We start from the raw sequence: 22,765 nt of genomic DNA on the forward strand, positions 1-22,765 counted from the left end.
AATAAGAAAAAAGAGTTGCATTTAGCAACCCTTGATCTTTAACTAAAGCACCCTTTTGATTAGATACATTTATTCACAAACTTTGCCGGTAATCCAAAACTCATTTCATTTATTACAAGAATGCTGCTTCTTGATGAAACTAAAGAAATCTTCTATATTGATGCGCTTAGCATTGATAGTTATAAAAAGTCTACTTAAAGTGCATAGTTATTTTTCCGATACCATTTTTGTATGATACATTTGCGAGCGCACCATTAACTAATGTATTTTGTGGTGGCAAATGTCCAATATCAACATCATAAATAAACGGAATATTATCATGATAAAAAATGTCCATCAAAACATCTTCTAGTTCATAATCTTTTGTTGGAGCATATCCACTTGATCTGCCAATTAACACTCCGTTAGTATTTTTAAACCAACCATTTATTTTCATCTGCCACAAAGCACGATAGATTTCAGCCGCACTCATTCCTACGCTTTCAAGATACCAGATAGTGCCTTGATCCTTTGTATACGTATCTAAGTATTCTTCCACTTGATCGAATGGTGTTCCATGAAGATTTTGTATTGTATTAATAACGCCTCCTAACAATCTTCCAGAAAAATGTTCATGTGTATTTATACTTTTCCATTCCGTTTTGGTATCAAAATAAAAACCTGTTGCTGGATTCATAAATACCTTCTCCCATGAGGATTGAAATTCAAAAGATGATTTTTGATTTATGATATCTCCATGATTCGCTGTCAGTACCTTATGCCAACTACTGCTCGTTTCATCTAATGTTGGTGCGGACATCTCCACAAAATTTATGCCATGTGCTGATGCATTACCTGTTATGGTGGTATAAACAAAGTTAATCGTACTTATATCCGAATAACCTAATATCCACTTAGGAGTATGTTTTTTAATTTTCTCCCAATCTAACAACGGAAGAATTTCTAAAGAAAATTGTCCTCCCCATGGTGGAATAATCGCTTTAATTGCCGGATCCGCTAATAGCTCCATAAATTCTTCTGCTCTTATTTCTTTTGTTGCACTTCTTGATTTCTCATCATTCCATACCGTTTTTGCTAGTTCTACTTTATACCCTAGAGATTCAATGTTACTTTTTGCTTTCTCTAATAATATATGTAATGGTTTCTCTACACCACTCGAAATTGCTGTAACAGCAATTTTATCGCCTTTTTGTAAAGCTTCTGGATATTTTATTATCACTTATCATCCCTCCTTATAAATATAAAAAAGCCCATCATCCCATAAGAGACGATAGGCTATACCTACGTGGTACCACTCTTTTTGATTTGTTTAATTAAAACAAATCCACTCAAAAACCTATTACGAGGTTAGCCGTTAAGACTTAAATATCAGTCTTACCACTCCTGGGCGAGTTGGGGAATTTATTGACTGCCTTTCACCAACCGACAGCTCTCTAATCAATAAATAATCCTTAATACTCCCAATCATTGTGTTTTCCTTAGTTTATATTTTTCCCATTTTACAATTTATCCATATTTTAGTCAATAAGTTCTTATTGGAATATTTATCTTTGGCAACTAACCTGCTCCTGCACCGTTAGTTTAAGTGTAACCCTTCACAATTTCTAGCTATTTTAACATAAGTATCAAAAAAAAATTACCTCTAAGTTAAACTAGAGAGGTGATTTTAAAATTTCTTTATAAATGTCAGTAACAGACTTTAATGTAACTGGACAGCAATGAATATCACACCATGAAGGAGATAACACTTTTCTGTCGTAGCTTTAAAATAAAGTTTGATTAAAAGATATCCTTTTAACCCTAAAAAACAGCAAATAAACAAAGTAACCCGTCTTGACTTAAAATATCAAACTTTATTTAAAACTTACACTTAAATGGAAAATAAAAACAGCCTGTCTTTAATAATAATTTTGTTTTAAAGAATGTTGTAACTGGACAAAAAGAGGGACATTAATTAGCGATTATTCCACTACTTTGCTGTCGATGCTTCATTGCAAGTAAAACGAGTAGTGAAAAGGCAAGAATACTGTTAAATGAGCATTCTTGCCTTTTCAAATTTTATAATTTTTTAGCGATAAAAGACTTATAGAAAGAGAGCATTATTTTATTTTTTCTAAAATACCGATTAATTCATGCAAGCTTTCAATAGTGTAGGTTGGCTGTACTTCTTCTGAGACAGGCTTGTTTTCACGATTGATCCAGACGGATTTGATTCCTACACGGGATGCTCCGAGGATGTCGGTCATTAAATTGTCACCAACCATTAATACTTCGTCTTTTTCTACATGAACGAGCTCAAGTGCATGTTCAAAAATGGAAGGATCAGGCTTCCCCTTTCCGAAGCCGCCAGAAATTAGAATATGTTCGAAATAGGGTGCAATTTCTGGTGTAATTTCAAGTTTGGTGTTTTGTAGGCTTGGAGAGCCGTTCGTCATTAGAAGCAATGTATAGTTATCCTTTAATAAGTCTAGCACTTCAAATGTTTCTTCATATACAAATGGGCTTTCCTTGCGCATACGGGGAAAATATATTGCCAGTTCTTCTCCGAGTGCAGCATCTTCCACGCCGAGCTTATCTAAACCGTTTGTCCAGGACTGCTTTTGATAGTCAGCAATCAGTGCCTTCATCTTTTGAAAGTCTTCTCCTGGATCATCAAATATTCCCCATAATCCTTCGAAAGGATTAATGCCAATCATCTGTGTGAAGGGACGTGTTTCGTATGAATCGTATAACTGGCTTGCCGATTCACGAACGGCTTTTTCTAGCTCTACAGTATTCACTGCTACCTTAGTAGCGGCATAATCACATGTTTTCTGAAAAGCCGTTGCTACGCTCTTTTTGTCCCATAGTAGTGTGTCGTCCAAATCAAAAAATATAGCCTTTGTCTTCATCTATGTACCCCCTCCACTAACTTACTTATTACTTTACCTTAGTGAAGGGAGGTATGTCACTAGGGTTGATTAAAATGTTAATAATGTATTGAGAGGGCCTTCTGAGCGAATTATATCCTCGATTGATTTAATGGCAATGGGAAAGTAAGGGAAGCCATATACATAGGGTGTTATTTCGTAGAGCTGAAAGTAAATGACAATAGTATGATCCGCTAGATAATAATCTTGGTCTGGTCGGATAGCAGTGAAATCTTCCAGAAGAGGAACATCCCATGCTTCTATTTTCTTCGAAATGATTTGAGATAATCTCTCCACATAATTACTATTGGGTTTAAACAAATCCTTTAATGCGTATTGCTTACCAGTGGTAGTATCAAAGGTTAATGATTTAGTAATCGTCAATCCATGAGCTCCTCCAGTAAAGGAATACACGGTGAGGCTTAAGCTTAAAATATTTCGCTCGTTCGTCTTAATTTCGTAGGTGCCTACCATTTCCACTAAATATTCATTATAGAAGCCTTGTTCGATTAGCATATTATTTAATAGAGAAACTATGTCTCCATTAATCTTTTTTTCTGCAGACGAATGAGGTAAGTTAGTAATATGAGGATAATTGACAGAAATGTTAGGTTTTGAATGGGAGATGTATTTGTTTGTAACGCAAACTGGAAAATCCACTGTTCACAACCTTTCAAGCATAATACTTATTATATGAATGAAGGGAGTTTCGTATGTTTTTAAAAAAAATAATGATTAGAAGCGATGAGAGTATTTTAGAAGGAGAATATCCATTCACTATACCGACAATCCGGAACTTTAGGGAACTTGAGCTTACAAATAGCGTCACCTTCTTTGTAGGTGAAAATGGAACTGGGAAATCCACTTTATTGGAAGCAATTGCTGACCAATGTGAATTTAACACAGCGGGTGGAGGAAGAAATAATTATTATGAGGTTGATGCTGCAGAAAGCTCACTAGGTAAATATGTGAAGCTATCATGGATGCCGAAGGTGACAAATGGGTTCTTCTTGCGAGCAGAGACATTTTACCAATTTGCTTCTCATGTTGAAGAAAGTGAAAGTATTAACTTTTATGGTGGGAAGTCTCTTCATGAGCAATCGCATGGCGAATCCTTTTTATCGTTGTTTTTACACCGTTTTAACGGTAGAGCAATTTATTTGTTAGACGAGCCGGAAGCTGCACTTTCACCACAGAGACAGCTGGCTTTTTTAAGAATTATGCATGACTTAATACAAGAAGAGGATTGCCAATTTATTATTGCTACTCATTCTCCGATTATATTAGGATTTCCAGATGCAACGATTCTCAGCTTCGATAACGGAGAAATTGAAGAAGTGGAATATGAGCAAACCGCTCACTATCAAACGACTAAATATTTTCTAGATCACCGGGAGAAATTTTTAAAGGAGTTATTGGAAGGTGATTAGATGCCTGTAATTATGAATTATATAGATGAAATGCTTTATACCATTGCTATTTTTTTACCTGTCCTAATTATCTGGAGGCTTATTCGTTGGAAGAGGCGAGGCTTTCATTTAAGGGAAGGTTTATATGAGTTAGGTGTATTATTTCTCATTGCAGTATTAGTTGGCTTGTTTTCTCAAACAATCATACCAAAGTATGGAGAGGAACAGGCTTATGTAAACAGTATCAATTTGGAATTGTTTCGAGTTTTAGAGGAAACGTGGAACGCTATCATATATTTAGGGTATTGGGAGCCTTTTTATATTAACTTCCTTGGCAATATTGCTCTATTTATACCTATTGGTTTTCTCTTTCCTCTTGTCTTCAAACGTATGGAGATTTTCCCCTTTCCTGTAATTATGGGATTTCTTATCTCGCTATTTATAGAAATCGTTCAAATTCCGCAAAATAGGAGCAGTGACGTGGATGATCTTTGGTTAAATAGCTCTGGAGCGTTAGTAGGTTATTTGATTTATTTATTGGTTAGAAGGAAATTTCCTGTTTTCTGTAAGGTGTTCAAGAAAAATCATGCAACGAGTTTATAAATTTCTCGTCCGGGGTAAATATTATTCGGAGAGAAAAAAGCAAGGAGACAACTAAGAATGATGATACAAAAAGATACACAAACAGAACAAAGAAGAGACAATATAATTGAAGACCTTGTAAACAAAGGTGTTTTTAAAATTGATGGAAAACAATTATATGAATTGAATTTTTACGAATTAATGAAGCAATATATAAATGAAGAGAAACAAACAAATTAGTGCCTAGTATAAGGCACTTTTTTAATTGCATTTATCTATTTATATGGCTAATGGTCGATAATAGAAATGTGGTACACTTGAGTCAAACACAGATGAGGTGGAGAAAAACTTGACAGCTATACAAAATTTAAATGAAACATTACAGAAAAAATGGGCAGAAGCAGAATTTGCCTTTGAGATGCCTATCCAAACACAACTTATTCCGCATATGCTTGACGGTTCAGATATAGTAGCAGAATCACCAACGGGTACAGGGAAAACACTGGCGTATGTGCTTCCTTTACTACAATTGGTAGATCCTTCAAAAAAGCAAACACAGGCATTAATAATGGTACCTTCTCAAGAGTTAGGAATGCAAATTGTCGAGGTATTGAGAGAGTGGGCTTCAGGTACTGTTGTCTCAGTTGCTCAGCTAATCGGTGGCGCGAATATTAACCGACAAATTGAAGGCTTGAAGAAAAAGCCGAATATAGTAGTAGGAACACCTGGTAGATTGCAGGAGCTTGTAAAGGTGAAAAAGCTTAAAATGCATGAGATTAAGACGATTGTGTTAGATGAAGGTGACCAGCTACTTAGTAGAGAGCATCGTACTACTGTTAAAGGATTAATAGATGCAACAGTTGAGAGACAGCTTGTCGTGACATCGGCAACAATAACAGAGGAAATTGAGCTAGTAGCAGAACGAATGATGAAGGAACCAATAAGAATTCATGTGTCAGCGGAGGAAGTCCCAGCAAAAGGTGAAGTCATTCATAGCTTTGTAAAAACAGAGACTAGAGACAAGACAGAACTATTAAGAAGGCTTTCGCATTTTAAAGGAATGAGAGGATTAGCATTCGTTAACAGTCTAGATCAATTACTGATGAAGGATTATAAGCTATCTTATCGAGATGCTCCAATTGCATCTCTTCATTCTGAAATGAAAAAAGAAGAGAGAAAAAAAGCATTGGACGACTTTAAAAATGGAAAAGTGAGCATTTTAATCGCTACAGATGTTGCAGCCAGAGGATTAGATATATCGGGACTAACTCATGTTATTCATGTAGATGTACCACATTCAATTGAGCAATACTTACATCGTTCAGGGCGTACTGGACGAGCAGGTAAGGATGGAGAGGTATTAACTCTTTTAACATATAACGACGAAAAAACTTATAAAAAATGGACAAAAGAGCTTCCAAGCAAGCCAGTCCAAAAAATATGGTATCGCGGTGAATTAATAGAGGGATCATCTAAAACAATCGATAAAAAGGGGAAATAATGTATGGATTTTCAAAAAAATCTAGAGGAATATGCTGAGTTAGTTGTTAAGGTAGGTCTAAATATTCAAAAGGGACAGCCGCTACTCATTAATACAACAACAGATACAATCGATTTTACAAGACTTATTGCTAAAAAAGCCTATGAAGCAGGGGCAAAAAGAGTAGAAGTAAACTATACGGATGAAGTAAATGCTCGATTATTTTACGATATGGCCCCGATGAAGCATTTCACGAAGTGCCAAAATGGGTTGTTGCTCAAAGAGATGAATTGATTGAAAATAAAGGTGCTTTATTGTGGATTGACGCCGATAATCCCGATCTTTTAGAGGGTGTGTCAATTGATCGTATTTCTAACTATCAAAAGGCTTCTGGTAAGGCTTTAGAAAATTACCGTAAAGCAGTGATGAATGATGTGATTACTTGGTCAATCGTAGCAATGCCATCTAAAAAATGGGCTGCGAAGGTTTTCCCTAAACTCCCAGAGTCAGAACAAATGGATGCATTATGGGAGCTTATATTTAATGTAGTACGCATTGGAAAAGGAACTGCAGTCCAACAATGGCAGGAACATATAAATAATTTAGAGTCACGAGCTGCATTATTGAACGAAAAGCGCTATAAAAAACTGCATTATACGGCAGATGGAACGGATATTGAAGTAGAGTTACCAAAGGAACATATTTGGCAATCAGGAGCTAGTAAAAATGCTCAGTCCGTGCCATTTATCGCTAATATGCCTACAGAGGAAGTGTACACTGCGCCGCTAAAAACAGGTGTGAATGGATATGTAAGCAACACTAAGCCTTTTGTTTATCAAGGAAATGTTATTGATGGCTTCAAATTGACGTTTAAAGATGGAGAAATTGTCCAAGTTCAAGCAGCCACAGGCGAGAAACTCCTACAAGAGCTAATTCAAACAGATGATGGCGCAAAATATTTAGGCGAAATTGCATTAGTTCCGCATGAATCACCTATCTCTGCATCGAATGTATTGTTTTTTAACACTTTATTTGATGAGAATGCCTCCAATCATTTTGCTATTGGAGAAGCATACCCAACCTGTGTAGAGGGAGCTCGTGGCCTTACTACAGAAGAGTTAGAAAAAATGGGTATTAATACTTCTATTGTTCATGAGGACTTCATGATTGGAAGTGGAAATATGGATATAACAGGTGAATTAGCAGATGGAACAAAAGAACCCATCTTCATTAAAGGTGCTTGGGCATTTTAAGGAGCTGATTATTGTTGAAAAGGTTGATAGGCATATTCATCGCCCTTTTTATAATATCTAATACTTACACAGTTGAAGCTAAGGGGAAAGAGGTGTACATTCCTTTAGGTGATTCTTTAGCAGCTGGCCAAACACCAAATCAGGCAATTGATGCTGGCTATACAGATTTAATCTCTCAGGAATTAAATAGAGCAAATCTGCTTGGGTTTTATTCTAAAGCCCTAGCTTTTCCCGGATATACAACTGCTGATGTCTTAAGAACTGTTCAAACAAAGGAAGCACAGGAGCTTTTGGCTAATGCAACACTAGTTACGATATCCGCAGGAGCTAATGATCTTTTAAGACTAGTACAGGTTAATCCTTCAAGTGGAATGGTCTCTTACAAACAGGTATCCGCTAATTTTGCACTTAATAATGTGAGAAAAAACATGGAGGCAATCCTGGAAAAAGTCCAAGCAGCAGCTCCGAAAGCTAACATATATGTAATGGGTTACTATTTTGCATATCCTCATGTGCATGATTCACAAAAGGCGGGAATTGGCAAAGAGTTAGATCAGCTGCATGCTATCCTTCAAACAGTTGCAGAGAAAAATGGAGCAACCTATATTTCGGTTGAAGAGTCTTTCAAAGGAAAAGAGAGTACTTTAATACCAAATGTTGCTGATGTACACCCTACCATGGAAGGTTACCGGCAAATGGCAAATTCGTTCTTTACAAAGTACAATTCACGTATGCTCGTATATGAACATGAGATGCCAAAGCCAAATCCTTTAACATTCGAGGAACTTATAGAAAGTCAACGTACAAATGCAAGTGGAAATTCTCAAGCTAAAGCAACAGTGTCCACTGGCTACCTATCGTTGACGAATGTAAATTTAATATCCAAAGTTTTTCAGAGGATTCTTTTATAGAGAATTTTGGAGAAAGTAATAATTCAAAAAAAGCAGGAGAAATCATTTGATTTCTCCTGCTTTTTTTTATTGGAGGTGACTAATAAGTCTTCTCCTTCTAAATAATAGTGCTACCTTGGAGAGGCTATAAAGAGCCCATATTAACATTAATAAGTTTCTAACTTAGTTCAATTAGCGTTTTACAGTTTTTTTGGATTTCATTGCTTTACGAACAAGAGGGTACACAACAGGTGCCCATTTAATAGCTGCTTTTACTAGTTTTCCTACTTTCATAATCAATCGCTCCTTGTTGTTCTATAATATCTTATTCCCATTTGAGGAGCTATTAAACATGCCGTAACACTTTGACTCCTTGTACGATATTCCATATAAGTAAAACTAGATTGATCACTGTATATAAACCCATAAAAATAAGAGCAGTAGTCATACTAGTCCACATGGAAGCAGAATCTCCAGTAAAGCCTAAAGGTAAAAAGTTTGCGAATATAGCCAGCATTAAGAGCACAAAGAAAATAGTAGGGATGATATGAGAAATTAATGAACGCTTAGCGTGGTACTTTACCTCTTTTTCCGATGTAAGGAAGTAAACGATAATCGGGAGAATGAAAGGGGCAAACAAAATAGAAAAATATGTTGATGCACTTAAAATTTTATTGGTATCCATTCATAGTCTCCTCATTATTATTACTTATCGCTCTCCCTACGGAAAGCATCCATCTATAGCTTATATCTAGTTATTCTAGTACAAATCTAACGAGAATATCCTTATATTCCTCTACTGAAGATATAGAAACGTATTCCTGATCACCGTGCCAGTCAGAACCGCTTGGTCCAAATTCGATAGCTACTGCACCCTTAGCTGCATAATAACGTGTGTCGGCCGCACCATGCTGTCCAAATAGAACAGTAGGTGTCTGTCTAATCGAATTACAAACTGCTAAAAGTTTTTGTATATACTTGTCATCTTCTTTATTGGTGATTGCTGGGGTGTGTCCTTGGAAGTGTATTTCACTACCAGGATATTTTTCTAAAAGATCTCTTAGTTCCTTTGTGATTTTCTCAGCGTCTTGTCCAGGAACAAATCTTAAGGAGTAACTAATAACACATTTATCAGGTACCATATTATAGCGATCTCCTGCTTCTATTTTTGCCAAGTTTAAGGAAGGATAATCATAATATTCATTGCTTGCCTCCATAAAAGAGCAATTTCTTAGTTCCTTATCGAATAATATTGCTTTTTCAATCGCATTATCTCCTTCCCAAGGACGGCTTCCGTGCGCGGCTTTCCCTTTTAAATGGATATCCCATTGTAAAATTCCTTTAGCCTGAAGACCGATATTAACATGAGTTGGTTCACCACAAATAACGAAGTCTCCACAATGACCTTGTTCAACTAAGTGTTTGGAGGTTTTTCCTCCTGTTTCTTCATCAGTAACTATATGTAGCTGGACTTTTTTTGTAAGCTTATGTTCATCTTGTGAGAGTATATAAAAAGCCTGCATCATTGCAGCAACGCCTGCCTTCATATCTGCAGAACCACGCCCATATAGTCTATCATCAATAATTTTTGGTTCAAATTGCTCGGGATTTCCTGGAACGACATCAATATGGCCATTCCATACGATAGTTTCCTCACCGGCTCCTATTTCAGCTACAAGCATTAGCTTAGTGTTTAATTCATAGGTTTTTGTTGATATGTTTCTCTTTTCTAGCCAGTCCTTACAGTAAAGCAGTGCCTCGTTAGCTCCGTTCAAATCATTACTCTTTATTTTGATTAAATCCATAAGTAAATTTATCAACCAAAACACTCCTAATAATAGATTTATTATTACTACTATAATACCTTTGGGGGTTGCAATATAAACATGTATCGGCTACAATGAACTCAAATCAAATAAATTCTAAACCACAAGGGGCGTCGCTATAGCGGCTGAGATAGTACCCTTAGAACCTGTAAGTTCATGCTTGCGTAGGGATGTGGATGGATACTGACAATCGCGCGATGTCTGGCTCTGTCCCGACGGCGTTTTTTTGTGGTCAAAAAAGGGGATTACAATGAGAAATCAGCGTGTCGTATTGTTAGTAGAAATAGCTATATTCGCAGCATTAGGTTATATAATGGATTTAATAGGATTTGGGATGCCACAGGGTGGAAGTGTTACCTTTGTGCTTGTACCCATTATTTTAATAGCATTTCGCCGTGGTATAGTGGCAGGTGTTGTGACAGGATTTTTGATTGGACTATTGCAGGTAGTTACGGGGCGCTTTTACCCGGCGCCATTATCCTTTGAAATAGTAGTTATTCAAGTAGGAATCGATTATTTTATTGCTTTTATGGTGGCGGGAATGGCAGGTCTATTAAGACCAGCATATATGAAAGCATTTGAAAATCAAAACAAGAAAAAAATGGCGATAGCAATTGTAATAGGTGCCTTAATTGCCTCATTTTTGCGCTACTTGGCACACGTTTTATCAGGGATACTATTTTTTGGTGAATTTGCTGAGGGAGAAAACGTAATTCTTTATTCCTTAATTTATAATTCTACTTATATGATTCCTGTGTTCTTGTTTGCCGCTTTTATTTGTGCGATTCTATTCGTAAAAGCCCCACGCCTATTAATGCCGAATTCATAAGATATATGATATGATAATCATACATCTAAGTGAAGAAGGGATCTTGTAAAGATGATAGCAAAAACAAATGAAGAGTTAGAAATGTTAAAAAAAATAGGCCAAATTGTTGCTGAAGTACGAGAAGCGATGAAGGCTGCAACTAAACCGGGTGTAACTACCAAGGAGCTAGATGAAATAGGCGGCGAGTTATTTAAAGAAAAAGGCGCTATTTCTGGACCTATGGGAGAGTATGATTTCCCGGGGTATACTTGTATAAGTGTAAATGAAGAAGTGGCTCATGGAATTCCAGGCTCCCGTGTGATTAAAGAGGGTGACCTTGTAAATATTGATGTATCCGGTTCATACGAAGGGTTTTTCGCAGATACTGGAATATCATTTGTAGTAGGCGAAGGGTACGAAGACAAGGAAAAACTTTGTCAAGTAGCGGAAAGTGCATTTAATCGTGCTATGCTGAAGGTAAAAGCAGGTTCTCGTCTAAACCAGATTGGTAAAGCGGTGGAAAGAGAAGCGAAGGATAATGGATTACATGTCATCATGAACCTAACAGGTCATGGTATCGGAAAGTCCCTGCATGAAGCACCCCAGCATGTCTTAAATTATTATGATGCTTGGGATCCAACAATTTTAAAAGAAGGTATGGTTCTAGCAGTAGAGCCCTTCATCTCAGCAAAAGCTGAACATATCGTAGAGTCAGGGGATGGATGGACGTTTGTAACTCCTGATAAATCTCTTGTTGCACAAATTGAACATACAATTATAGTTACAAAAGACGAACCGATTATTTTAACTAAATTAATTTAAATGAGTGAATTTCATTAAATAGCGCTTTTCTATAAAATACAAAATTTGTCCCTCTGTTAATTTAGCGGCAGGAGGCAATATAAAAAACACCAACGATTTAATTTTTCGTTGGCGTTTTTTTTATAAATAGAATTCCCGCTACTAAGACAGCGCTTAAAAACAGGGAAGCTGTTGAAATTAATAATTCATTAATATTATGACGGACTGCTATACCGATAAAAGCCCATATAAAAACTAATACAATAGCACGATCATCATAATGGTACCTAAAATGTAGAGCGATAGCTGTTGCCAATGTTAAGAAAATGACAACCCATAAGGAGGTTGTAATGCCAAAACCGCTAAATTCATAATAAGTAAGCACATAATCTAAATTTGCTAGCGTCGCAACAAAAATCCATCCCAAATAGATAGATATTGGCACTCGACTCTTCCAATTGGACTCATTGCTGGAATAAGTTAGATATAGTAAGAATAAGAACCAAAGTAGGGCAATGATTGTAATGAGGGCAAAGCTAAATTTTTCATAATGCCATAGTAAAATCCAAGAGATATTGAATATACATGTTGCTAAAAATAATAATACTCTACGTAGGGGTATCTTCTGTTGATTTCTATATTCTCTTATAACATTCCAAATCCAGAATGCAAGTAATATATAAATAAAGATCCAAATTGAAAATACATAGCCTGCTGGTGTAAAAAGTGCTGGTATTCTAGAAGATATTTCACCAGTTGTTTGACCATTTATAGGTAGAGTATTTGCAAGTATATTAACAATAATCGTTGCAATATAACCACAAATCAAAAGGATAATTTTGATCAATAGATCCCCCTCCTTCTATATTTAATAAGTATACCTTTCAAATAAAGAGCGCACAAATTCAATTATAGAAATAATGTGACAAAAAAACGAATAATTGACATGGTGAAACATGGTATAATAGATTTCAAGGTAATTTTTAAAATAGGGGGAATTTTCTGATGTTAAAACAAAATTATCCAATAGTCTGGGATCTAGATCGTTTTTATCTAGGTGGCAGTAGCTCGTCAGCTTTACAACAACATTTAGATGAAGTAAAAGTTAAATTAGGTAACTTTGAAGTAAATATAAAAAAATTAGAAGTTCCAACCGCTGTACAAGAGGCGAAACAAATTAGCCATACAATTGAAGAATTAAGGGATGTAGCAGTAAATTTGTCGGAAGCTAGTGCTGTGATTGGCTGCTATCTAGCTCAAGATACGACAGATAAAAAAGCAACATTATTACAAGGTGAAGTTGGTTCATTGTATGCTAGGTTGTCTTCCTTAATGAATACTATACAACAGGTATTTAGTAAAACGGAAGGGACAGTTTGGGAAGAACTTTTAAAGACAGATGAACTATCACAATTCGAGTTTGTATTGAATGAATGGAGAGAGAATGCGAGTAAAATGCTCTCTGAAAAAGAGGAAGATTTAATAACTACACTTGAGGTGGACGGTTATCATGCATGGGGACAATTGTACGATATGCTTGTAGGAGACATTCGTATTAAAATAACTATTGACGGAGAAGAAAAATCTCTTTCAGTAGGACAAGCAAACAATTTGAGCTCTAGCGACAAAGCTGAAATCCGTAAGGAATCGTTTGAAGCATTGGAGCTTGCATGGACAGAAAAAGAAGATTTTATAGCAAAAGCGCTTAATCACTTAGCAGGCTTCCGCCTAGCGACCTATAAAAAGCGGGGCTGGGATAATGTTTTAGAAGAACCACTATCTATTAACCGAATGAAACAAGATACATTAGATGCAATGTGGGGAGCAATCTCTAAAAATAAAGCTCCGTTTGTGGAATATTTAAATAGAAAATCGGCGATGCTAGGCGAAAAAGCGATGCATTGGTATGATTTAGATGCACCAGTTAGTTCCTCTACCGAAAAAATGGATTTTCAACAGGGTGCTGAGTTCATATTAAAGCATTTTAAAGAATTTGGACCAAAGCTAGAAGAGTTTTCTCGTCATGCTTTTGAAAATGGGTGGATTGAAGCAGAGGATCGTCCGAATAAACGCCCTGGTGGGTTTTGTACGGGTATGCCAGTTTCACAAGAATCTCGTATCTTCATGACCTATAGTGGTACTATGTCGAATGTTTCCACACTTGCACATGAATTAGGTCATGCCTTCCATTCATATGCTTTAAGACCGGTTCATTGGATGAATACGAGATATGCAATGGGTGTTGCGGAAACTGCTTCGACCTTTGCTGAAATGATTGTAGCTGATGCCGCTGTTCGTGAATCAAAATCGACAGATGAGAAAATCGCTTTGCTGGAGGATAAAATTCAACGCAGCGTAGCTTTCTTCATGAATATTCACGCTCGCTTCTTGTTTGAAACAAGATTTTATGAGGAACGAAAAGAGGGAATTGTTTCTGCTACACGTTTAAATGAATTAATGGAAGAAGCTCAACGTGAGGCTTATGGAGATGCGTTAGACACAGTCCATCCACATTTCTGGGCTTCTAAATTACATTTCTACATTACCGATGTTCCTTTCTATAATTTCCCGTATACTTTTGGTTACTTGTTCTCTTTAAGTATTTATGCAAAGGCAAAAGAGGAAGGTACAGGTTTTGAAGAAAAGTATATTGCGTTATTACAGGATACAGCGGTCATGTCGGTAGAAGACTTAGCTATGAAACATCTACAAGAGGATATTACAGAGGAAGCGTTTTGGAAGAAGGGTATTGACCTTTGTATACAAGACGTCCAAGAATTCTTGCAATTAACTAATGCTAAAGGGTGACGGTGCTTGATATATTTAGAAGGAGCTAGTTGTTACTTAAGAACTTTGAATGTGAAAGACGCACCTGCTCTTGCGAATTTAGTGTGTGACAATAAAATGTATTGGTCTGTTTTTGAACCATTACATCAAGAAGAATATTATACAGCTAGTGTACAAAGAGAAAAGATTCGAGAATCACTTATGCTCATGCAGGAAAAAAGAGAATATAGTTTTGGAATTTTTACACATGAACGAGATGACTTGATTGGAAGTATATCGCTTTATAGTTTAAAGCGAATGCCTTTTTCAAGTGGCCTCATTGGATACTCTATTGATCAAAGACACGTCGGAAAAGGAATTGCCTCAGAGGCAGTTCGACTTGTTAAACAATTTGGTTTACAGGATGTTCAGTTAAATCGTATCGAGGCATATGTATCTCCAAGAAACTTTGGTTCTATCAAGGTATTGGAAAACAATCACTTTGTTCGTGAAGGCTTACTTCGCAAGCTGTTATTTATCAATGGGAAATGGGAAGACCATTATATGTATTCTTCTATAAGAGGAGAGTTATAGCGTAAAAGAGGAGGCTATTCTAGAATAGCCTTTTTTTATTGGAAGGGTAAAGGAAATTATAATCACTGTAGTAGAGAAGAATTTAAAATAAAAAAGATTTAGCCTCTGACTTTATCAGAAGCTAAATCTCTTATTATGACGATTTCCTGGGAAATATATTATTTTTTGTCGATATTACCATCTGTAACAAGGTCTAATTTGCCAGTGTGAGGGTCAATAATGAGTCCATGAACTGGAACCTCTGGAATCATTAATGGATGACTTCGAATCATATCAACGCTATGTAAGACACTTTCCTTTACGTCTGAAAATCCTTCAAGCCATTCTTCTACCTCGATACCTGAGTTTTTTAGTACATCAAATACACGAGGGTCAACTCCACGAGCTGTCATCTTTTCAAGAATCTTATCCGTTTGTATAGAACTCATTCCACAATCATGATGACCAATTACATAAATCTCATCTGCTTGAAGCTCGTATACAGCAACGATTAAACTACGCATGATTCCACCAAAAGGATGGTTAATAACAGCACCAGCACTTTTAACAATCTTTACATCACCATTTTTCAGGTTCATAGACTTTGGAAGCATTTCAACTAAACGCGTATCCATACAAGTTAGAATAACTATTCGTTTGTCTGGAAATTTAGTCGTTACGTAAGGCTCGTAGAGTTTATTTTCTACAAATGATTTGTTGTAGTTTAAAATGTCGTTCAAACTTGGCATAGTAATTCCTCCTTCTTTATCTATATATTATACGAAAAAAAAGGACTTTACTTAAGATTTGTTTGAAACTTTCCTAATTTTTTTTAATTATCTCATTGCTCTTCTTTTATTAGTGGTAATAAAAAATGATTTACCTGTACCGATAGCTACAGATTGCAATGGTTCTGGAGCAAGGTGGACAGGGACTTCGATTACACTACTTAACCATTCTTCTAAGCCTTTTAATAGAGCGCCTCCACCAGTGAGAACTACACCGTGATCCACAATATCACCTGAAAGCTCAGGAGGACATATTTCTAAAGTAGCACGAATTGCTTCTAAAATAGCCTCTAGAGATTCTCTTAATACTTCTTGAATTTGTGTGGAGGATAGCTTTACTACTTTTGGTAATCCTGTCACAACATCTCTTCCGCGTATTTCCATTACTTCTTCAGTATGAGGAACAAGTGCATATCCAATAGTCATTTTTACTAGTTCAGCTGTAGGTTCTCCAATGATTACATTAAACTCTTTACGGATATAGTGAATGATTGACTCATCCATACGATCACCAGCAGCTTTAACTGTATTCGAAGCAACTACTCCACCGTAAGAAATAATGCCTACTTCTGTTGTACCACCACCAATGTCTACAATCATACTTGCAACTGGCTCATTAACTGGCAAGCCTGCGCCAATTGCTGCGGCAACAGGCTCTTCCATAAGCTGGACTTCCTTTGCTCCACTTTGACGGACAGCATCCTGAATCGCTCTACGTTCTACAGATGTTGCCCCTGATGGTGTACACACAATAACCGTAGGTTTCCGAAGTGCATTTCCCATTTTCTTGCTCGCTTTTTGCATGATCAACTTTAAAAGCTGAGTTGTTACATCAAAGTCAGCGATTACACCATCCTTAAGAGGTCTAATGACTTCTATAGAGGTTGGTGTTTTACCAATCATTTTCTTTGCTTCTGATCCAAAAGCAACGATTTCTTTTGTTTTTGTGTTTACTGCAACAACAGTTGGTTCATCTATAAGTAAGCCTTTATTTTTCGTATAAACTAAAGTATTAGCAGTTCCTAAATCAATACCAATATGTGAATTTGACAACATATGTCTTCCTCCATTTCAATTGCTCTACGTTATTATAATGGAAAATAAACTAAATGCCATTTGTTACATAATGGAAGATTACATGTGTTTCAATCGTTGCAATTAGTAAAAGACTATTAAAAGGTAGGAAACTGATTATATTAGCCTAATTTGTTTTCGTTTTGTAATACAAACGTATTCAAAATGAAATGAAAAAAATAAGAAGTAACAAGCTTTAAAATAAAAAACAACCGCAATTGTCATTGCGGTTGCTAAGATTAAAATTTATTTGTTGGTTTTGGATCTACAATAATTGCATCTTGGTTGTTCATTGGCCCTGAGAAATAGAACATGATTACTGCTCCAATTGCTAGAATACCTCCAGCGAAACCAAGAACTGTTGCTATGAATAAGCCCATTTTTAACACCTCACTATTCATATTACTATCATTATAACTTATTTTCACTAGATTTGTAAAAGGAAAAAGTTATTTTTGTGAACAGATTGTGATTAAAAAGCCCAGTTCCCATTTCGGAAAATCGGTTCTTTTGTGCCATCTTCTTTTATTCCATCAATATTCATATTTTCAGAACCAATCATAAAGTCTACATGAGTAATACTTTCATTTAAACCGTTGGAAGCTAGTTCTTCACGAGTCATTTTTTTACCGCCTTTGATACAGAATGCATATGCACTACCAATCGCTAAGTGGTTTGAAGCATTTTCATCAAATAATGTGTTGTAGAATAATAGATTCGAATTAGAAATCGGAGAATCATGTGGTACAAGTGCTACTTCTCCAAGATAATGGGAGCCTTCGTCTGTTGCAACTAAATGCTCTAATACTTCTTGGCCTTCTTCTGCTTCTACTTTTACAATGCGACCCTTTTCAAAAGTTACGGTAAAATTATCAATAATATTACCACCGTAGCTTAAAGGCTTGCTACTAGCTACGTAACCATCTACGCCAGTTTTTAATGGAACAGTGAACACTTCTTCAGTAGGCATATTGGCCATGAAGTCCTCACCTTTTTCATTAGTGCTACTAGCTCCACACCAAAGATGACCGGTAGGCAACTCAATTGTTAAATCTGTACCAGGTGCCGTGTAATGAAGCTTTTTATAATTTTTGTCATTTAGGTAGTCTACCTTTGTATGCAATAATCGGTCATGCTCTTTCCATGCAGCAACTGGGTCTTCTAAGTCAGCTCTCACCGCACTAAAGATTGCTTCCCATAATGCTGGAACTTGCTCATCTTGAGGTAGGTATGAAAATACTTTGGCTGCCCATTTTTTTGAAGGTGCTGCAACAACAGACCAACTAATTTTGTCCGATTGAACATATTGACGATATTTAGACATTGCTTGACCTGATGCCTTTTGGAAAGCTGAAATTTTACTAGAATCGATACCTTTTAGTAAATCAGGGCTTTGACTAACAATGCTCATGAATGCAGCTCCAGATTCAGCTAATTGTTCTCTTTCCTGTACTTTCCACGGAGGGAAGAAATCAAAAGAATCTTTAGGGGCTAATTCATATCGCATACGTGTTAACTCGTCATCTGAAAAGTCTACATATACTGTTTTTGCACCAACTTCATAAGCTTTTTTAGTTACTAAGCGAACGAAATCCACACTTTCTGTAGATGCAGCAATATATAAATCTTGCCCCTTTTGAATATTAACTCCTACTTCAACAGCTAAAGCAGCATACTTTTCTAACTTATTTTCAAAGGTTGACATATTCATACTTCCTTTCTTTACTTAAGAATATAGTATCAGTCTTTAGGGTGCTTTATCAATCCTTCACAGATAATTATGACAAAAAATGTCCACATAAATTAAATAAAATTTATAGTTAGAATCTTTTTATTAAAATACTGATAAATTAACCGAAATAAAGTACAGAAATAGAATGTGGGGGTTAATGAATTGGATAAGTCTACAGTAATTGGTCTCATCTTAGGAATAGTAGCTTTAGGAGTAGGAATGGTTCTTAAGGGAGTAGGGTTAGCTGCACTATTGAATCCAGCGGCTATTCTGATTATTATCGTTGGAACCATAGCAACAATTGTCATAGGATTTCCTATGGATGAGTTAAAAAGAATTCCTAAGCTTTTTGGTGTAATTTTTAAAGAAAAAAAATTAGTGCCTGATAGTGAGGTTATTAAATTGTTCTCCAATTGGGCTGATTTGGCTCGTAGAGAAGGGTTACTTGCGTTAGAAAGTAAAACAACAGAAGTAGAGGATCCATTTCTAAAAAACGGCTTAACTTTGGCGATTGACGGTCAAAATGCTGACTATATTAGAGATGTCTTAACAGAAGAGATTAGCGCATTAGAAGAAAGGCATTCAACAGGGGCACAAATTTTCACTCAAGCAGGTACATATGCACCAACCCTTGGAGTACTTGGTGCAGTAGTAGGTTTGGTAGCTGCCTTGGGAGATATGAACGATGTTGAAAAGCTTGGACATGCTATTTCTGCAGCGTTTATCGCTACATTGCTAGGAATTTTTACTGGCTATGTCCTTTGGCATCCGTTTGCAAATAAACTAAAAAGAAAATCAAAACAAGAAATTAGACAAAAAACAATGATGCTAGAGGGAATTCTTTCCGTTTTAGAAGGAGATGCACCTCGCGTGATAGAACAAAAGCTGGCTTCTTATCTATCTATGTCTGAACGTAAAAAAGTTTTAAATGAAAGCGGGGAGGCTGGCCTTGGCAAAGAAGCATAAAAAACATCAACATGAAGAGGAAATGAGTGAATCTTGGCTTCTTCCTTATGCAGATATTTTAACCCTGCTATTGGCATTGTTCATCGTGTTATTTGCTTCTAGTACCGTAGACCAAGAAAAGCTAAACCAAATGTCTGCAGTTTTTAATCAGGTATTTGATGGAGGCACGGGTCTAATGGAACAGCCATCTCCTATGGATGTTCCTAGAAATAACAATAGTGGTGACTCCAATCAAAGCATGGCTTATATTGAAGACCAGCAAGCATTGTCTGAGATTCAAGATAGTGTAGATGAGTATATTGCAGTGAATGCACTCGAAAAACAATTCGCAACTGAATTAACAGATGAAGGATTGTTAGTGACTATTAGAGATAGTATTTTATTTGATATGGGAGAGGCAGAAGTAAAGCAGGAATATAGACAAATTGCAGAAGATATTTCTGATTTGTTAGTATTTGATCCACCTCGAAATGTGGTCATTACAGGACATACAGACAATATTCCGATATCTAGTAACATTTATGCCTCTAACTGGGAGCTAAGTGTTATGCGTTCGGTTAACTTTTTGAAGATATTAGTGAACAATCAAACAATCGATCCGCTATATTTTAGTGCGAAGGGGTATGGAGAGTTTAGGCCAGTTGCGTCAAATGACACGGGGGAAGGACGAGCAAAAAACCGACGTGTTGAAGTATTGATACAACCACGTGTATTAGAGGATGGTAGCTTAAACGATCAGCCACAGTAAAGATGAAACTGACAATTATTTAAAATAGTTGTCAGTTTTTGTTTGACTTTCTTAAACAAAAGTTTATAATTAAAACAAAAGTTCAAAAGAGAGGAGGTAAAGGTTTGGAATCAAAGGAAATTAAAGTTTTAACATATCTCCGTAAAAATCCATATGCTTCGCAGCAGGAAATGGCAGATGAGCTAAAGATGTCTAGGCCAGCTGTAGCTAACATCATTTCTCAGCTTATAAAAAGCGGGAAAATAATTGGACGTGCATATATATTGCCCGAGAACAAAGAAATTATTTGTATAGGTGGAGCGAATGTTGATAGGAAGTATATTGTAAAAGATAAATTACAAATGGGAACTTCCAACCCAACCACAAGTCTCCAAAGCATAGGGGGTGTAGCCAGAAATATCGCCGAAAACTTAGGCAGGCTTGGAAATACCGTTCGCTTGCTTACAGTTGTCGGCAATGATATGGAATATGCCTCGATTGAAAAGGCTTCTAGTCATTGGATGAATTTATTTTCTGTGGAAAAACTTGCAAACTACTCCACGGGAACTTACTCAGCTGTTTTAGACAGAGGAGGAGAAATGTTATTTGCTTTAGCCAATATGGATATTTATGATCAGTTGACAGTAGAATACATGAAAAAACAAGAGGCTTATCTGACCAATGCACAGCTTATTATAATAGACATGAACTGTCCTAAGGATGTCATGGAATACATTCAAGCCTTGGCAGTTGGAAACAAAATACCACTTGCTATTATTCCAGTATCATCTCCAAAGATGAATAGGATGCCAGAATCATTAGAAGGTATAGAATGGCTCATAACTAACAAGGATGAAGCCGAAACTTATTTTCAAAAACAAATTATCGATGAGGATTCATGGAAAAACACTGCTGAAGCATTCGTTCAAAAAGGTATACGTCACGTGATAATCACTAATGGCAGCAAGGGTGTCGTGTTTGCTGGAGAAGAGAAGGAAACTATGTTTATGCCTGCTATACATACTGAGCAGGTTGTTGACGTGACTGGAGCAGGTGATGCATTTGTCTCTGGGACTCTTCATGCGTGGCTAGAGGGAGCAGAGGTACAACAGGCAGTGTTAACAGGAATGATAAACGCAACAAAAACACTACAATCTGCAGAAACAGTAAGAACTGAGCTATCTAAAATGAAGCTAACTAATGAACTGGAGGAATATACACAATGAAAAAATATTTAACATACTCACAAGAAGTAGAACAAGGAATGGCAGAAGGAAAAGCAATAGTAGCACTAGAGTCAACAATCATTTCCCATGGAATGCCTTATCCTCAGAATATAGAGATGGCAAGAAAAGTGGAGCAAATCATCCGTGACAATGGAGCAGTTCCAGCAACAATAGCAATAATGGACGGGAAAATTAAAATTGGACTTTCAAATGAAGAATTAGAAACTCTTGCAACTAGTAGTAATGCTAGAAAAACTTCTAGAAGAGATTTACCTTACGTAGTGGCTTCAAAAGAAATTGGTGCTACTACTGTTGCGACAACAATGATTTGTGCAGATCTTGCAGGAATCCAAATGTTTGTAACTGGAGGTATCGGTGGTGTTCATAGAGGAGCAGAAACTACAATGGATATTTCTGCAGACCTTGAAGAGCTTGCTTCTACAAATGTTGCGGTAGTTTGTGCGGGGGCTAAATCTATTCTAGATATTGGATTAACATTAGAATATTTAGAAACAAAAGGTGTGCCAGTTGTAGGTTTCCAAACAGAAGCATTCCCAGCATTCTATACAGCTACTAGTCCTTTTAAATCTAACTTCCGTATGGATGAGGAAAAAGATGTTGCTGAGATGTTAAGCGTGAAGTGGGAGCTTGGTCTTCAAGGAGGAGCTATTATCGCAAATCCAATTCCAGCAGAGTATTCATTGGATGAGGAATATATGAATGGAGTAATTCAATCAGCATTACAGGAAGCAGAAGCAAATGGTATTAAGGGTAAAGACGTTACACCATTCTTACTTGGAAAAGTAAAAGAGCTAACTGAAGGTAAATCGTTAGAATCTAATATCGAGCTTGTATACAACAATGCAAAAGTTGGAGCAAAAATTGCAGTTGAATTGAATAAATTATCTTAAGTAATAAAATCCTTTCCTAATCTTAGGAAAGGATTTTTTTGTTA

23 protein-coding genes, 1 pseudogene, 1 riboswitch and 1 other annotated feature are annotated in these 22,765 nt (G+C 36.4%); of the genes and pseudogenes, 14 read left to right on the plus strand and 10 right to left on the minus strand.

The genetic code is table 11. The features are described 5' to 3' along the window. Positions 1 to 190 precede the first annotated feature (190 nt). From D0S48_RS16790 to D0S48_RS16800, 3 genes are all read right to left on the minus strand, one after another. Positions 191 to 1,219, minus strand: coding sequence for a S66 family peptidase (locus tag D0S48_RS16790; RefSeq protein ID WP_151112877.1), 1,029 nt, complete (start codon positions 1,217 to 1,219; stop codon positions 191 to 193). 41 nt (positions 1,220 to 1,260) lie between these two features. After that, positions 1,261 to 1,477, minus strand: a binding site (T-box leader). Between the two features lie 622 nt (positions 1,478 to 2,099). Next, positions 2,100 to 2,891 carry an HAD family hydrolase gene (locus D0S48_RS16795; protein WP_151112879.1) on the minus strand — a complete coding sequence of 264 codons (792 nt, stop codon included), beginning with the start codon at positions 2,889 to 2,891 and terminating at the stop codon, positions 2,100 to 2,102. A 69-nt stretch (positions 2,892 to 2,960) separates the two neighbouring features. Then, positions 2,961 to 3,569 (minus strand): DUF3298 and DUF4163 domain-containing protein, encoded by a 609-nt coding sequence (locus tag D0S48_RS16800; protein WP_151112881.1) that lies wholly within the window; start codon positions 3,567 to 3,569, stop codon positions 2,961 to 2,963. 53 nt (positions 3,570 to 3,622) lie between these two features. On the opposite strand from D0S48_RS16800, the gene D0S48_RS16805 reads away from it, so the two are divergent. From D0S48_RS16805 to D0S48_RS16830, 6 genes and pseudogenes are all read left to right on the plus strand, one after another. Beyond that, positions 3,623 to 4,339: an AAA family ATPase gene (locus D0S48_RS16805; RefSeq protein WP_144541354.1), complete on the plus strand. Its 717-nt coding sequence runs from the start codon at positions 3,623 to 3,625 to the stop codon at positions 4,337 to 4,339. Further along, a complete protein-coding gene (locus D0S48_RS16810) occupies positions 4,340 to 4,921 on the plus strand; it encodes a VanZ family protein (RefSeq protein WP_144541356.1) in 582 nt (193 codons plus the stop codon). Between the two features lie 57 nt (positions 4,922 to 4,978). Next, on the plus strand, positions 4,979 to 5,140 hold the full coding sequence (locus D0S48_RS16815) for a Fur-regulated basic protein FbpA (RefSeq protein WP_144541359.1): 162 nt from the start codon (positions 4,979 to 4,981) through the stop codon (positions 5,138 to 5,140). A 109-nt stretch (positions 5,141 to 5,249) separates the two neighbouring features. Further along, the gene (locus D0S48_RS16820; RefSeq protein WP_151112883.1) at positions 5,250 to 6,401 is read left to right on the plus strand and encodes a DEAD/DEAH box helicase; all 1,152 of its coding nucleotides are present in this window, start codon (positions 5,250 to 5,252) and stop codon (positions 6,399 to 6,401) included. Between the two features lie 3 nt (positions 6,402 to 6,404). Beyond that, positions 6,405 to 7,633, plus strand: a pseudogene (locus tag D0S48_RS16825) (aminopeptidase). 14 nt (positions 7,634 to 7,647) lie between these two features. Then, a complete protein-coding gene (locus D0S48_RS16830) occupies positions 7,648 to 8,544 on the plus strand; it encodes an SGNH/GDSL hydrolase family protein (RefSeq protein WP_191963825.1) in 897 nt (298 codons plus the stop codon). A 325-nt stretch (positions 8,545 to 8,869) separates the two neighbouring features. Here D0S48_RS16830 and D0S48_RS16835 read toward each other — a convergent pair whose 3' ends face one another. After that, complete coding sequence (locus tag D0S48_RS16835) at positions 8,870 to 9,208, minus strand: magnetosome magnetite crystal formation protein family (RefSeq protein WP_151112887.1); 339 nt, start codon at positions 9,206 to 9,208, stop codon at positions 8,870 to 8,872. A gap of 70 nt (positions 9,209 to 9,278) precedes the next feature. After that, positions 9,279 to 10,343, minus strand: coding sequence for a M20 family metallopeptidase (locus D0S48_RS16840; RefSeq protein WP_144541369.1), 1,065 nt, complete (start codon positions 10,341 to 10,343; stop codon positions 9,279 to 9,281). A 102-nt stretch (positions 10,344 to 10,445) separates the two neighbouring features. Then, positions 10,446 to 10,537: riboswitch (TPP riboswitch) on the plus strand. Positions 10,538 to 10,599: 62 nt separating this feature from the next. On the opposite strand from D0S48_RS16840, the gene thiT reads away from it, so the two are divergent. Together thiT and map are read left to right on the plus strand one after the other, a co-directional pair. Then, positions 10,600 to 11,178, plus strand: coding sequence for an energy-coupled thiamine transporter ThiT (gene thiT, locus D0S48_RS16845; RefSeq protein ID WP_151112889.1), 579 nt, complete (start codon positions 10,600 to 10,602; stop codon positions 11,176 to 11,178). A gap of 51 nt (positions 11,179 to 11,229) precedes the next feature. Then, entirely contained in the window at positions 11,230 to 11,979 is a 750-nt protein-coding gene (gene map / locus D0S48_RS16850) for a type I methionyl aminopeptidase (protein WP_144541373.1), read from the plus strand. A gap of 97 nt (positions 11,980 to 12,076) precedes the next feature. Here the strand turns inward: map and D0S48_RS16855 are convergent, their stop codons facing one another. Then, positions 12,077 to 12,805, minus strand: a complete 729-nt coding sequence (locus tag D0S48_RS16855) for a tryptophan-rich sensory protein (RefSeq protein WP_151112891.1) — start codon at positions 12,803 to 12,805, stop codon at positions 12,077 to 12,079. Between the two features lie 158 nt (positions 12,806 to 12,963). Here D0S48_RS16855 and D0S48_RS16860 point away from each other — a divergent pair, with 158 nt between their 5' ends. Both D0S48_RS16860 and D0S48_RS16865 read left to right on the plus strand, forming a co-directional pair. Next, positions 12,964 to 14,766, plus strand: coding sequence for a M3 family oligoendopeptidase (locus D0S48_RS16860; protein ID WP_151112892.1), 1,803 nt, complete (start codon positions 12,964 to 12,966; stop codon positions 14,764 to 14,766). Positions 14,767 to 14,772: 6 nt separating this feature from the next. Beyond that, the gene (locus tag D0S48_RS16865) at positions 14,773 to 15,318 is read left to right on the plus strand and encodes a GNAT family N-acetyltransferase (protein WP_151112894.1); all 546 of its coding nucleotides are present in this window, start codon (positions 14,773 to 14,775) and stop codon (positions 15,316 to 15,318) included. 158 nt (positions 15,319 to 15,476) lie between these two features. Here D0S48_RS16865 and D0S48_RS16870 read toward each other — a convergent pair whose 3' ends face one another. From D0S48_RS16870 to D0S48_RS16880, 4 genes are all read right to left on the minus strand, one after another. Continuing rightward, positions 15,477 to 16,046: a beta-class carbonic anhydrase gene (locus tag D0S48_RS16870; protein ID WP_144541380.1), complete on the minus strand. Its 570-nt coding sequence runs from the start codon at positions 16,044 to 16,046 to the stop codon at positions 15,477 to 15,479. An 87-nt stretch (positions 16,047 to 16,133) separates the two neighbouring features. Further along, positions 16,134 to 17,141 carry a rod-share determining protein MreBH gene (gene mreBH / locus D0S48_RS16875; protein ID WP_144541382.1) on the minus strand — a complete coding sequence of 336 codons (1,008 nt, stop codon included), beginning with the start codon at positions 17,139 to 17,141 and terminating at the stop codon, positions 16,134 to 16,136. 257 nt (positions 17,142 to 17,398) lie between these two features. Continuing rightward, positions 17,399 to 17,539, minus strand: a complete 141-nt coding sequence (locus D0S48_RS20735; protein ID WP_154310020.1) for a hypothetical protein — start codon at positions 17,537 to 17,539, stop codon at positions 17,399 to 17,401. Between the two features lie 92 nt (positions 17,540 to 17,631). Continuing rightward, a complete protein-coding gene (locus D0S48_RS16880) occupies positions 17,632 to 18,864 on the minus strand; it encodes an aminopeptidase (RefSeq protein ID WP_151112896.1) in 1,233 nt (410 codons plus the stop codon). Between the two features lie 189 nt (positions 18,865 to 19,053). On the opposite strand from D0S48_RS16880, the gene motA reads away from it, so the two are divergent. The 4 genes from motA to D0S48_RS16900 all read left to right on the plus strand — a co-directional run bounded on the left by motA (position 19,054) and on the right by D0S48_RS16900 (position 22,721). Continuing rightward, positions 19,054 to 19,857, plus strand: a complete 804-nt coding sequence (gene motA, locus D0S48_RS16885) for a flagellar motor stator protein MotA (protein ID WP_144541386.1) — start codon at positions 19,054 to 19,056, stop codon at positions 19,855 to 19,857. Continuing rightward, positions 19,841 to 20,605, plus strand: a complete 765-nt coding sequence (gene motB, locus D0S48_RS16890; protein ID WP_144541388.1) for a flagellar motor protein MotB — start codon at positions 19,841 to 19,843, stop codon at positions 20,603 to 20,605. Before motA ends, motB begins: the two co-directional genes overlap by 17 nt. A 104-nt stretch (positions 20,606 to 20,709) precedes the next feature. Then, complete coding sequence (locus D0S48_RS16895; protein WP_151112898.1) at positions 20,710 to 21,810, plus strand: carbohydrate kinase; 1,101 nt, start codon at positions 20,710 to 20,712, stop codon at positions 21,808 to 21,810. Beyond that, on the plus strand, positions 21,807 to 22,721 hold the full coding sequence (locus D0S48_RS16900) for a pseudouridine-5'-phosphate glycosidase (RefSeq protein WP_144541392.1): 915 nt from the start codon (positions 21,807 to 21,809) through the stop codon (positions 22,719 to 22,721). Before D0S48_RS16895 ends, D0S48_RS16900 begins: the two co-directional genes overlap by 4 nt. Positions 22,722 to 22,765: the final 44 nt, after the last annotated feature.

It is taken from the genome of Psychrobacillus sp. AK 1817 (assembly GCF_008807035.1).
Classification (GTDB): Bacteria; Bacillota; Bacilli; order Bacillales_A; family Planococcaceae; genus Psychrobacillus; species Psychrobacillus faecigallinarum.